Genomic DNA, 13,234 nt, shown 5'->3' with positions numbered 1-13,234 from the left:
CGTACTGCCCGCTCGCCCGGGCCTGCGACACCAGATCGGCCAGCCGGGCCAGTTCGCGCATCGGCGAGGTGATGAACATAGTGGCCAGGTCGCGGGCCGGGCCCGAGGGCGTACAACAACACTGTCCGCGCGGGTTTTGCGGGCCCGCGCGGGCCTGCCGGAGGCGGTCAGTCCGTGAGGTTCACCGAACGCGCCGAGACCGCGCCGATCTCCTCCGCGATCTCCGCGACGACCGGCTGCGGCACCGTGTCGTCGACCGTGAGCACGACGAGCGCCTCGCCGCCCTCCTCGGCCCGCGACACCTGCATCCCGGCAATGTTCAGCCCGGCCTCGCCGAGGATCCGGCCGACCGTGCCGACGACACCCGGGCGGTCCTCGTACCGCAGCACCAGCATGTGGTCGGCGAGGGCCAGGTCCACATCGTGGTCACCGATGGCGACGATCTTCTGGACGTTCTTCGGGCCGGCCAGGGTGCCGGAGACCGAGACCTCGTCGCCGCCCGACAGGGTGCCGCGGACGGTGACCACATTGCGGTGGTCCGGGGACTCCGAGCTGGTGGTCAGCCGGACCTCGACACCGCGCTCCTGCGCGAACAACGGGGCGTTGACATACGAGACGGTCTCGTCGACGACGTCCTCGAAGACACCCTTGAGCGCGGACAGCTCCAGCACCTTGACATCGTGCTGGGTGATCTCGCCGTACACCTCGACATCGAGCCGGAGGGCGACCTCGCCCGCCAGCGCGGTGAAGATCCGGCCGAGCCGCTCGGCCAGCGGCAGACCCGGCTTGACGTCCTCCGCGATCACACCGCCCTGGACGTTGACCGCGTCCGGGACCAGCTCGCCGGCGAGCGCGAGGCGCACCGAACGGGCCACCGCGATACCGGCCTTCTCCTGGGCCTCGTCCGTCGAGGCGCCGAGGTGCGGGGTGCAGACGACCTGGTCGAACTGGAACAGCGGGGAGTCCGTGCACGGCTCCTTCGCATAGACGTCCAGACCGGCACCGGCGACCCGGCCCTCCTTCAGCGCCGAGGCCAGCGCCTCCTCGTCGACGATCCCGCCGCGCGCCGCGTTCACGATCCGGACCGTCGGCTTGACCTTGTGGAGCGCCTCGTCACCGATCAGCCCGAGGGTCTCCGGGGTCTTCGGCAGATGGACCGTGATGAAGTCCGCGACCTCCAGCAGCTCGTCCAGCGAGAGCAGCTTGACGCCCATCTGCGCGGCCCGCGCGGGCTGCACATAGGGGTCGTAGGCGACGATCTTCATACCGAACGCGGACATCCGCTGGGCCACCAGGACCCCGATCCGGCCGAGGCCGACGACGCCCAGGGTCTTCTCGGCCAGCTCCACACCCGTGTACTTGGAGCGCTTCCACTCGCCGTTCTTCAGGGCGGTGTTGGCCTGCGGGATATTGCGGGCGGTGGCGACCAGCAGACCGCAGGCCAGCTCGGCGGCGGTGACGATGTTCGAGGTGGGGGCGTTCACCACCATCACACCGGCCTTGGTGGCGGCGGAGACGTCCACGTTGTCCAGGCCGACCCCGGCCCGGGCGACCACCCTCAGCTTCTTCGCGGCGGCGACGGCCTCGGCGTCGACCTTCGTCGCCGAGCGGACCAGGATCGCGTCGACGTCGGCGATCGCGGGCAGCAGCTCCGCGCGGTCCGCGCCGTTGCAGTGTCGGATCTCGAAGTCCGGACCGAGCGCGTCCACGGTGGCGGGCGACAGCTCTTCGGCGATGAGTACAACGGGTTTACGGGCAAGCTCAGCGCTCACGTGAGTCCTCACAAGTCCAGGGGGTCCCGCCCGTGCACAGGGGCCACGACGGGAGTCGGCCGTCCCGACGGCCGCAGGCGGTGGAGGGGCTAGCCGCGTGGAAGACGCACGACACTGTGGGCCTGACGCGTGTTGTTGAGAAGTGTAGTGGTGCCCGGCGTGGAGTCTTGTGCCTTCGCGGCAGGATCACCCGTCCGAGGCTGGACGAAGTGGTCAACGGCGGGGCGGGACGGGGCACCCGGGCCGGGACGCGGCCGACGCAGGGCAGGCCGCGGGACCGGCGGGGCCCGGGGCAGGGCGGGTTCGCCGCCCGGCGGGGGGATTCGCCTCGCCGGGCGGGGCGGGATTCGCCGCCCGGCGAGGGGCCGGGCGGGAACGGCGAGGGGCCGGGGCGTCCGCGGCTGCGCGGACGTCCCGGCCCCTCCCGGCGGACTCAGGCCTCGTCGTTGTCGACCCAGCTCATGAGCTTGCGCAGCTCCTTGCCGGTGGTCTCCAGCAGGTGGTTCTCGTCCTGCGTCTTGTACTCGTTGTACTTCTTCAGACCGCCGTGGTACTCGTCCATCCAGTTCTTGGCGAAGGTGCCGTCCTGGATCTCGGTGAGGACCTTCTTCATCTCGGCCTTGGTCTGGTCGTTGATGATCCGCGGGCCGGTGACGTAGTCGCCCCACTCGGCGGTCTCGGAGACCGACCAGCGCATCTTCTCCAGGCCGCCCTCGTACATCAGGTCGACGATCAGCTTCAGCTCGTGGAGGCACTCGAAGTAGGCGATCTCCGGCTGGTAACCGGCCTCGACCAGGGTCTCGAAGCCCGCCTTGACCAGCGCCGCGGTACCGCCGCAGAGCACGGCCTGCTCGCCGAAGAGGTCGGTCTCGGTCTCCTCGGTGAAGGTCGTCTTGATGACGCCGGCCCGGGTGCCGCCGATGCCCTTGGCGTACGACAGCGCCAGCTCGAAGGCCTTGCCGGAGGCGTCCTGCTCGACCGCCGCGATACACGGAACGCCGCGGCCCTCCTCGTACTGACGGCGCACCAGGTGGCCCGGGCCCTTGGGGGCGACCATGGCGACGTCGACACCGGCCGGGGGCTTGATGAAGCCGAAGCGGATGTTCAGGCCGTGGCCGAAGAAGAGGGCGTCGCCGTCCTTGAGGTTCGGGGCGATGGACTCCTCGTAGACCTGGGCCTGGATGGGGTCCGGGACCAGGATCATGATGACGTCGGCCTCGGCGGCGGCCTCGGCGGGCGTCACGACGCGCAGACCCTGCTCCTCGGCCTTCGCCTTGGACTTGGAGCCCTCGTGCAGACCGACCCGGACGTCGACGCCCGAGTCACGGAGCGACAGCGCGTGGGCGTGGCCCTGGCTGCCGTAGCCGATGACCGCGACCTTGCGGTTCTGGATGATGGAGAGGTCGGCATCGTCGTCGTAGAACAGCTCGGCCACTGGAATGTCTCCTTGAGTGCTGATGGTGCGTCCCACCGTACGGCGGGGAGGGGAAGGTGCGGTGGGGGGTCTCGCGATACGGGCGCGGACCCCGGGTGATAAGGCCGGGGACGCCTGCCCCCGGCCGGGCGGACCGGGTGCCGGGGCGGCGGGCCCCGGAACCGTCAGGCGGTGCGGTCCAGGGCGCGCAGGGACCGGTCGGTGATGGACCGGGCACCGCGCCCTATGGCGATCGTGCCGGACTGGACCAGTTCCTTGATGCCGAACGGCTCCAGCATCCGGAGCATGGCCTCCAGTTTGTCGCTGGACCCGGTGGCCTCGATGGTCACGGCCTCGGGTGCGACGTCCACGGTCTTGGCGCGGAACAACTGGACGATCTCGACGATCTGGGAGCGGGTCTCGTTGTCGGCCCGGACCTTCACCAGGACCAGTTCGCGCTGGATCGCGGCGCTGGGTTCCAGCTCGACGATCTTCAGCACATTGACCAGCTTGTTGAGCTGCTTGGTGACCTGTTCCAGCGGGAGGTCCTCGACACCGACCACGATGGTGATGCGGGAGATGTCGGGGTGCTCGGTGACACCCACCGCGAGGGAGTCGATGTTGAAGCCGCGGCGGGAGAAGAGGGCGGCGATCCGGGCCAGGATGCCCGGGGTGTTCTCCACCAGGACGGAGAGCGTGTGCTTGGTTGACATGGGTGGGTCTTCCGTCTCTCTCTGCTCGCTCAGTCGTCTTCGTTGTCGCCGAAGTCGGGGCGGACCCCGCGGGCGGCCATGACCTCGTCGTTCGAGGTGCCGGCGGCGACCATCGGCCAGACCATGGCGTCCTCGTGGACGATGAAGTCGATCACGACGGGCCGGTCGTTGATCGCGTTGGCCTCGGCGATGACCTTGTCCAGGTCCTCGGGGGACTCGCAGCGCAGGGCGTGGCAGCCCATCGCCTCGGAGAGCTTGACGAAGTCCGGGACGCGGGTGCCCGCGCTCGGCCCGCCGGCGACGGCGTCGGGGCCCGAGTGCAGCACGGTGTTGGAGTAGCGCTGGTTGTAGAAGAGGGTCTGCCACTGGCGGACCATCCCGAGGGCGCCGTTGTTGATGATGGCGACCTTGATGGGGATGTTGTTGAGCGCGCAGGTGGTGAGTTCCTGGTTGGTCATCTGGAAGCAGCCGTCGCCGTCGATGGCCCAGACCGTGCGCTCGGGGGCGCCGGCCTTGGCGCCCATGGCCGCGGGGACCGCGTAGCCCATGGTCCCGGCACCGCCGGAGTTCAGCCAGGTGGCGGGCTGCTCGTACTTGATGAAGTGGGCGGCCCACATCTGGTGCTGGCCGACACCGGCCGCGTAGATGGTGTCCGCGGGGGCCAGCTCGCCGATCCGCTGGATGACCTGCTGCGGGGAGAGGCTGCCGTCCTCCGGCTGGTCGTAGCCGAGGGGGTAGGTGTCCCGCCAGCGGTTGAGGTCCTTCCACCAGGCGGTGTAGTCGCCGCGGCGGCCCTCGCTGTGCTCGGCCTGGACCGCCTGGACCAGATCGGCGATGACCTCGCGGGCGTCGCCGACGATCGGGACGTCGGCGGTGCGGTTCTTGCCGATCTCCGCCGGGTCGATATCGGCGTGGACGATCTTGGCGTACGGGGCGAAGCTGTCCAGCTTGCCGGTGACCCGGTCGTCGAAGCGGGCGCCGAGGGCGACGATCAGATCGGCCTTCTGCAGCGAGGTGACCGCGGTGACGGAGCCGTGCATCCCGGGCATGCCGACATGCAGGGGGTGGCTGTCGGGGAAGGAGCCCAGGGCCATCAGGGTGGTGGTGACGGGGGCGCCGGTCAGCTCGGCCAGGACCTTCAGCTCGGCGGTGGCACGGGCCTTGATGACCCCGCCGCCGACGTACAGCACCGGGCGCTTGGCCTCGGTGATCAGCTTGGCGGCCTCGCGGATCTGCTTGGCGTGCGGCTTGGTGACGGGCCGGTAGCCGGGCAGGTCCTGGGCGGGCGGCCAGGAGAAGGTGGTGCGCGCCTGGAGGGCGTCCTTGGCGATGTCGACCAGGACCGGGCCGGGGCGGCCGGTGGAGGCGATGTGGAAAGCCTCGGCGATCGTCCGCGGGATGTCCTCGGCCTTGGTGACCAGGAAGTTGTGCTTGGTGATCGGCATGGTGATGCCGACGATGTCCGCCTCCTGGAAGGCGTCCGTGCCGATGGCGTGCGAGGCGACCTGGCCGGTGATCGCGACCAGCGGGACCGAGTCCATATGGGCGTCGGCGATCGGGGTGACCAGATTGGTGGCGCCCGGGCCCGAGGTGGCCATGCAGACCCCGACCTTGCCGGTCGCCTGGGCGTAACCGGTGGCGGCGTGTCCCGCGCCCTGCTCGTGCCGGACCAGGACGTGGCGCACCTTCGTGGAGTCCATCATCGGGTCGTAGGCCGGGAGGATCGCTCCGCCGGGGATGCCGAAGACGGTGTCGGCACCCACTTCTTCGAGAGAGCGGATGAGGGACTGCGCGCCTGTGACGTGCTCGACCGCGACGGTCTGCGGTCCGCCCGTACGGGCGCGCGGCTGGGGATGGGGGGCCCCGGTGGCCTGCTCGGTCATCGGCATTCTCTTCTCGAAGCGGAGGATTCGCTGAAGGGTGCTGCGGGGTGCTGCTGATGAGACGGATGCTGCCGGTGTCTCAAGGGTCCTGCTGGTGTCTCGAGAGGTTGCTGCTGGTGTCTCAAGGGGTGCTGCTGGTGAGGCCGGGTGGTGCGGGGTACTGCCGGTGAGGCGCGGTGCTGCGGGTGTTTTGCTCGGCCTTCTGCCGCTTGGCTCCGGTTCGCCGCCCGGTGCCCGTGCAACAAAAAACCCCTCGTGCCGTGAGGCAAGCGAGGGGAGCGCGTCGGGAGGTGTCCGCGGGGTCCTGGTGGGGAACCCGCTCAGCCGACGCGCTGTCCAAGTACGAGAATTCGGGTGCGCATGGCACTGACCCTCTCTCCGACGCGCTGCCACTGTCAAGCCGGTGGGACGCGCGTCTCATTATGTGAGCTGCTGTGCAGCCGGAACGAGCCACCTCCCGCACCTCCCGTCAGCACGGGGAGGGCGACCCCGCCCGGGACCGGAAAATCGTCCCTGACCAGGGCCCGGCGCAGCCGGTACTCGTCCAGGGCGCCGGCGAAGGCCGCCCCCTGGCCATGGGTGCAGCCCATCGCCCGCAGGGCGAGGACCTGCTCCGGGAGGTCCACTCCCTCGGCCACGGACTCCATCCCGAGGTCGCCCGCGATCCTCAGCAGCCCGCTGGTGATCTTGTGCAGCCGGGAGGACTCCACGATCCCGTCGACCAGCCCCCGGTCCAGCTTGAGGATGTCCACCGGGAGCCGGCGCAGGGCGTTGATCGCGGCGTGTCCGCTGCCGAAGCCGTCCAGCGCGATCCGTACGCCGGTCCTGCGCAGCGCCATCAGCCGCTGCTCCAGCTCGTCGAAGGAGGACCGGGAGTCCTGGCGGAGCCGGGGGTCGGGGTCGGACAGTTCGACGATGAGCGCGCCGGACGGCAGCCCGTGCCGGGCCAGCATCCGCTCGATGCCGCCGGGCGGCAGGGAGCGGTCCAGGAGGCGGCGGGTGGAGACCCGGACCGTCACCGGGGTGTGATGGCCGAGCCGGCCGCGCTCGGCGGCCTGGGAGACGGACTCCTCCAGCAGCCAGCGGCCCAGCTCGTCGGCGCGGTCGGCATCGCCCGAGACCCGCAGGAACTCGGCGGGGGTGAAGAGGATGCCGTGCGCCGACCGCCAGCGGGCCTGGGCGGAGACGGAGTCGATACGGCCGGTGGCCAGGCTCACCACGGGCTGGTGGAGCAGGGCGAACTCGCCCTCGTGGAGCGCCGTGCGCAGCCGGGCGGCCAGCTCGGTGCGGCGGACGACCTCGGCCTGCATCTGGGGGGCGTACAGCTCGACCCGGTCCTTGCCGCCGGCCTTGGCCCGGTACATGGCGAGGTCGGCGTTGCGCATCAGATCGGAGGGGCCGGTCCCGGGCTCGGCGAAGGCCACCCCGATGGAGGCGGCGACCCGGACGTCCTGTCCGTCGATGCGGTACGGCTGGGAGAGCGTGAGGCGCAGCCGTTCGGCGATCTCCAGGACCTGGGCCTCCCGGGAGGCCCGGTCCCGGGCGCCGTCGCCCAGGACGAGGGCGGCGAACTCGTCGCCGCCGAGCCGGGCGGCGGTGTCCCCGGCGCGTACCGAGGAGGCCAGCCGCCTCGCGGCGCCGATGAGCAGTTCGTCGCCGGCCTGGTGGCCCAGCCGGTCGTTGACGCCCTTGAAGCCGTCCAGGTCGATGAAGAGCACGGCGGTGCCGGGGTCGGCGGAGCGGCGGCCGCCGATGGCCCGCCGGACCCGGTCGGTGAAGAGCGCGCGGTTGGGCAGGTCGGTCAGCGGATCGTGCTCGGCGCTGTGCTGGAGCTGGGCCTGGAGTCTGACCCGCTCGGTGACGTCCCGGCAGTTGAAGATCAGTCCGCCCTGATGGCGGTTGACGGTGGACTCGACATGGAGCCACTCGCCGCCGCCGGAGCGGAAGCGGCATTCGATCCGCATCGTCGGCTCGTCCGCCGGGGTGGCCGCGAGGAAGCGCCGTACTTCGTGGACCACCCGGCCCAGGTCCTGCGGATGGAGGAGACAGGCCAGCTCGGAGCCGATCAGCTGGTCGGCGTCCCGGCCGTAGACCCCGGACGCGGCGGGGCTGACGTACCGCAGCACCCCGGAGGGCGCGGCGATCATGATGACATCGCTCGACCCCTGGACCAGGGAGCGGAAGTGGTTCTCCTTCTGGGCCAGCTCGTTGGTGAGGGCGATGTTGTCGACGAGCATGATGCCCTGGCGGACGACCAGGGCGAGCACGACCGTACAGGCGGTGATCACCACGACCCGGTCGACCCGGCGCTCCTCCACAACGTGGTAGAGGATGCCCAGGGTGCAGACGGCGGCGGCCAGATAGGGCGTCAGGGCGGGCAGGGAGCCCGCGACCGGCCGGCCGGACGGGAGCGGGGCGCGCGGCGGGCGCGGCGGCTCGGCCGGTCTGCGCACCCCCCAGGGGGCGTAGGCGAGCAGCAGGGAACCGGCGAACCAGCCGGCGTCGAGCAGTTGGCCGGAGCGGTAGGTCTCCCGCAGCAGCGGCGAGGTGAACAGGGCGTCGGACACCACGGTCAGGGCGAGGGCCGCGACGGCGGTGTTCACCGCGGAGCGATTGCCCCCCGAGCGCCGGAAGTGCAGCGCCAGGACCATGCTGACGAGCACGATGTCCAGCATCGGGTAGGCGAGGGCGAGCGCGGCGGGCGCCACGCTCTGGCCCTGCGCGTGGGCCGTATGGGCGAGGGCCAGGCTCCAGGAGATGGTGAGCAGGGAGCCGCCGATCAGCCAGGCGTCGAGTGCGAGGCAGAACCAGCCGGCCCGGGTCACCGGCCGCTTGGCCAGGACCAGCAGGCCGACGATCGCGGGCGGGGCGAAGCAGAGGAAGAAGACGTCGGCGGCGGACGGGCTCGGCACCGGCCGGTCCAGCACCACCTCGTACCAGCCCCAGACGCCGTTCCCGATGGCCGCCATCAGGGAGGAGAGCGCGAACAGCAGCCAGGCGGGACGGAGCCGCGGCGGCACCTGCCGGGCGTAGCAGAAACAGGAGACGGCGGCGACCAGGGCGGCGGCGCTCAGCCCGAAGTCGCCCATGACCAGGGCCAGTTTCCGGGAGCCCCAGCCGAGCATGGCGCCCGCCGCGTATCCGGCGCAGACGACGGCGAGGAGGAGGGGGGCGACGATGCCGCCCGCGACGGGACCGGTCCGGGGGGCCGCCGTCGCCTCCGGGGCGCTCACCGGCCCGCTCCCGGGAGCGGCGCGAGGAGGAGTCCCCGCAGGGGCCCCGTGAGAAGTGTCCGGAGAGACGTCCGCAGAGGCGTCCGCAGAGGTGCCGGGGCTTTCGCCGGGCCGCCTCCCGGCAGCCGTCGCCGGCGCCCCCGCCGTGCTGGATCCGTGGTCCGTCGCCATTGGCCGTACATCGCCCGTCGCCCCCCTCGAAATCCCATCGGCAGTCGGGCCGTCACTTCGCACCACCCCATGCGGGTGCGGCCCCCAAGTCGGGACTTTACACCAGGATGGTCACTCAGGGACATAGCGTCTCTACTCTCAGTGACCGTACGATGGTGCGACGACGCGCGGGGCGATCGGATGACTTCGCAGTATTTCCGGCTGTGACGTCAAGTGTGGTGGGGGCGTACGGGCCGGTGGTGGCGGGTTATCACCGCTCGGGGCGGTGTTCGGGGCGGTGTTCGGGGATCGGGACGGGGGCCGGGGCGGCCCGGGCCGGGGATCCCGCCGGGCCCCGGTACCCGGAGCGGATGCGGTACTCAGAGGGTGCGGACGACGTTGTCGAGCGGCTCACCGGCCGCGAACCGGGTCAGCTGGGCGGCCAGCAGCCTGGTGGCCCGGGGCATGAACGCCGACGTGGAACCGCCGACATGAGGGCTGATCAGCACGCCCGGAGCCTGCCACAGCGGATGGCCCGGCGGGAGCGGTTCGGGGTCGGTGACATCGAGCGCGGCGGTGATCCGGCCGCTCTTGACCTCGGCCAGCAGGGCATCGGTGTCGACCACCGCTCCGCGGGCGACGTTCACCAGCAGCGCGCCGTCCTTCATCCCGGCCAGGAAACCGGCGTCCACCAGCCCCCTCGTGTGCTCCGTCAGCGGGGTCGCGAGGATCACCACATCGGCCTCGGGCAGCAGGGCGGGCACATCGGTGAACGGGCGCACTTCACCGCGCCCGGTGGTGCGGGCGGAGCGCGCGATGCGCAGGATCCGCGCGCATTCGAAGGCCGCGAGCCGGTCTTCGACCGCCGCTCCGATGGAGCCGTATCCGATGATCATCACAGTGCGGTCGGCGAGCGCCGGATAGAAGCCCGCCCGCCATTCGTGGGCGTCCTGGCCGCGGACGAAGCCGGGGATACCGCGCAGGGACGCGAGGGTCAGGGCGAGCGCCAGCTCCGCGGTGGACGCCTCGTGGACCCCCTTGGCGTTGCAGAGGCGTACGCCGGAGGGAAGGCTTCCGAGCCCGGATTCGAGGTGGTCGGTCCCTGCGGAGAGTGTCTGGACGACCCTGACGGACGACATCGCGGACATCGGGCGGACCGCGATCTCCGCCCCGTTCATATAGGGGACGGTGTAGAAGACGCAGTCGGCGGGGTCCGCCGGAAAGTCCGCCCCGCCGTCCCAGAAGCGGTAGACGAGACCCGAGGTCCCGGCCGGGGGCAGTCCGGGGATCTCGTCGGCCGGTATCGGCAGCCACACATCAGCAGTCATGGTCACGAGACTAGGCCGTGAGGGGCGGGATCCGGCCGGACCGGACCGCGATCACGCCGGGATCGCGGCCGGGGCGGTGCGGGGAGCAGGGGCAGGAGGGTGCCGGGGGGCGGGGGCGGGATCGCGCCAGGGACGGCACGGAGCGGGGCAGTGGCGGGGCCGGTCGGGGACGGCGGTCCCGGGCCCCGTAAGGGAGTTGGTTAGTTTGGGGGGCGTCCGGGCGTCGGACCAGGGGAAGCGGAGGGTACGGGCGGGTGGAGCGCAGGACGATCGGCGCGGCGGCGTTGCGGGTGGGAGCGGTGGGGCTGGGGTGTATGCCGATGAGCTGGGCGTACACGGCCTCGCAGCGGCGCGGAGACCGCTCGGCGAGGACGGTGCACACCGCGCTGGACGCGGGCTCCACCCTGCTGGACACGGCCGATATGTACGGGCCGTACACCAATGAGCTGCTGATCGGCCGGGTGCTGAGGGAGCGGCGGGCGGACGCCTTCGTGTCCACCAAGGTGGGGCTGCTGGTCGGCGACGGACATGTGGTGGCCAACGGCCGCCCCGGGTACGTCCGCCGGGCCTGCGACGCCTCCCTGCGGCGGCTCCAGACCGATGTCATCGACCTCTACCAGCTGCACCGGACCGATCCGGACGTACCTGCCGACGAGACCTGGGGCGCTATGGCGGAGCTGGTGACCGCGGGGAAGGTACGGGCGCTGGGGCTCTGCGCGGTGGACGCCCGGGTGACGCACGGGTCCCGGCGGGCCGCGGCACCCGCCGATCCGTACGACGGAACGATCCGCCTGCTGGAGCGGCTCCAGCAGGTGTTCCCGGTCGGCGCGGTCCAGGCGGAGCTGTCGGTCTGGTCGCCGGAGGCCCTGGTGAGGCTGCTGCCGTGGTGCGAGACGCGCGGGGTGGGCTTTCTCGCCGCCAGACCGCTGGGCAGCGGGTTCCTCACCGGCACGCTCACTCCGGGCGGCGGCTTCGAGCCCGACGACCCGCGGGCCCGCCACCCCCGGTTCACGGCGGAGATGATGGCGGCGAACCAGCCGCTGGTGGCGGGGCTGCGGCGGATCGCCGCACGGCACGGCCCGGAGATCACCCCGGCGCAGGTGGCGCTGGCCTGGGTGCTGGCGCGGGGCCGGCACGTGGTGCCCGTGCCGGGGGCGAAGCGGGAGCGGTGGGCGCAGGAGAACGCGGGTGCGGTGGGGATACGGCTCACCGAGCGCGACGAGGCGGAGATCCGGGGGCTGCCCCCGGCGCTGGGGTCGTGGGACTGACGGAGCGGGCGCGGCGGGGCGGGCCCGGGAGCGGTGGCGGGGTCGGGGCGGGGCGGGGCTGCGAGTTGCGGGCTGCGGGCTGCGGGCTGCGGGCTGCGGGCTGCGGGCTGCGGGCTGCGAGTTGTGGCACGGGTCATGGGTGGCGCGGGTCGTGGCACGGCACCGGTCGTGGCGCGCGGCCGGGCCGGGAAAACCGGGGGCGGAGATCGGGAACCCGGAAGGCCCGGGCGGTGTAGGAAAGGTAGTCACTCGCTCCGCTGGAGCCCGTCGAAGGGATCGCAATCGTGCGACGTGCTGGTGTGGGGGCCGTGCTGGCCGCGGCCGTGCTGTTGGCGGGCACCGCGTGCTCACCGGGCGACGGTCCGGCGGACGGCCTCAAGGACGGCGCGACCGGGTCCCCGGGGGCCTCGTCGCCGGGCCCGGCGGGAAGCGCCTCCCCGTCGGGCCCCCCGGCCAAGGGGTCGGCGAAGGTCGTGGCGACGGTGGCGACCGGGCTGAAGTCGCCGTGGGGCGCGGTCGCCCTGCCGGACGGCGATCTGCTGGTCGGCTCGCGTGACGAGGGGACGGTGACCCGGGTCGACGCGGCGACGGGGAAGGCCACGGAGATCGGTTCGGTGCCCGGGGTCTCGGCGAGCGGTGAGGGCGGGCTCCTCGGGCTGGCGCTCTCGCCCGCCTTCGCTGCCGACCGCCAGATCTACGCGTACTTCACCACCGACTCCGACAATCGCATCGCCCGGCTGCGGTACGACGAGCGCAGAGCGGCCGGACAGCAGCTCGGGGCCCCGGACACCGTCCTGCGGAACATTCCGAAGGGGGTCGTGCACAACGGGGGGCGGATCGCCTTCGGCCCGGACAAGATGCTGTACGCGGGGACCGGCGAGGCCGGGGAGGTGGATCTCTCCCAGGACCCGAAGTCGCTGGGCGGCAAGATTCTGCGGATGACCCCGGACGGACGGCCCGCGCCGGACAATCCGACCCCGGGATCGCTGGTGTACTCCCTGGGCCACCGCAATGTGCAGGGCCTCGCCTGGGACGACGGCAAGCGGCTGTGGGCCTCCGAGTTCGGGCAGAACACCTGGGACGAGCTGAATCTGATCCTGCCGGGGAAGAACTACGGCTGGCCGAAGGCCGAGGGCAAGGCCGGGAATCCGGCCTTCGTCGATCCGGCGGTGCAGTGGAAGACGTCGGAGGCGTCACCCAGCGGGCTCGCCTTTGCCTCCGGCTCCCTCTGGATGGCCGGTCTGCGGGGCGAACGGCTCTGGCGCATCCCCCTCGCCGGAGCGGAACCCTCCGCCGATCCGCAGCCGTTCTTCGAGGGGAAGTACGGCCGGCTGCGCACCGTTCTCGCCACGGGCGGCGCCGGGTTGATGCTGATCACCAGCGAGACGGACGGCCGGGGCTCACCGGACGCGGGCGACGACCGGGTCCTGAGACTGGAGGTGCGCTGACACCGGCCGAAGCACGCCCCCGGCA

General features: G+C 71.9%; 8 protein-coding genes. 2 read left to right on the top strand and 6 right to left on the bottom strand.

What is annotated here, in order from left to right:
• Nucleotides 1-167: 167 nt before the first annotated feature.
• The 6 genes from serA to ACWDR0_RS17090 all read right to left on the bottom strand — a co-directional run bounded on the left by serA (nt 168) and on the right by ACWDR0_RS17090 (nt 10,493).
• On the bottom strand, nt 168-1,772 hold the full coding sequence (serA, locus tag ACWDR0_RS17115; protein WP_456352492.1) for a phosphoglycerate dehydrogenase: 1,605 nt from the start codon (nt 1,770-1,772) through the stop codon (nt 168-170).
• Between the two features lie 433 nt (nt 1,773-2,205).
• Nucleotides 2,206-3,207, bottom strand: coding sequence for a ketol-acid reductoisomerase (gene ilvC / locus ACWDR0_RS17110; RefSeq protein WP_456352491.1), 1,002 nt, complete (start codon nt 3,205-3,207; stop codon nt 2,206-2,208).
• 164 nt (nt 3,208-3,371) lie between these two features.
• The gene (gene ilvN, locus ACWDR0_RS17105) at nt 3,372-3,899 is read right to left on the bottom strand and encodes an acetolactate synthase small subunit (RefSeq protein WP_456352490.1); all 528 of its coding nucleotides are present in this window, start codon (nt 3,897-3,899) and stop codon (nt 3,372-3,374) included.
• Between the two features lie 29 nt (nt 3,900-3,928).
• Complete coding sequence (locus ACWDR0_RS17100) at nt 3,929-5,788, bottom strand: acetolactate synthase large subunit (RefSeq protein ID WP_456352489.1); 1,860 nt, start codon at nt 5,786-5,788, stop codon at nt 3,929-3,931.
• A gap of 389 nt (nt 5,789-6,177) precedes the next feature.
• Nucleotides 6,178-9,015 (bottom strand): putative bifunctional diguanylate cyclase/phosphodiesterase, encoded by a 2,838-nt coding sequence (locus ACWDR0_RS17095; protein ID WP_456352488.1) that lies wholly within the window; start codon nt 9,013-9,015, stop codon nt 6,178-6,180.
• Between the two features lie 530 nt (nt 9,016-9,545).
• On the bottom strand, nt 9,546-10,493 hold the full coding sequence (locus tag ACWDR0_RS17090; RefSeq protein ID WP_456352487.1) for a 2-hydroxyacid dehydrogenase: 948 nt from the start codon (nt 10,491-10,493) through the stop codon (nt 9,546-9,548).
• Between the two features lie 254 nt (nt 10,494-10,747).
• Here ACWDR0_RS17090 and ACWDR0_RS17085 point away from each other — a divergent pair, with 254 nt between their 5' ends.
• Together ACWDR0_RS17085 and ACWDR0_RS17080 are read left to right on the top strand one after the other, a co-directional pair.
• Nucleotides 10,748-11,761 (top strand): aldo/keto reductase, encoded by a 1,014-nt coding sequence (locus ACWDR0_RS17085; protein ID WP_456352486.1) that lies wholly within the window; start codon nt 10,748-10,750, stop codon nt 11,759-11,761.
• A 284-nt stretch (nt 11,762-12,045) separates the two neighbouring features.
• Entirely contained in the window at nt 12,046-13,209 is a 1,164-nt protein-coding gene (locus tag ACWDR0_RS17080) for a PQQ-dependent sugar dehydrogenase (RefSeq protein WP_456352485.1), read from the top strand.
• Nucleotides 13,210-13,234 lie beyond the last annotated feature (25 nt).

Source organism: Streptomyces sp. NPDC003691 (assembly GCF_053981115.1).
This window is presented reverse-complemented; position numbering and strand designations above follow the sequence as displayed.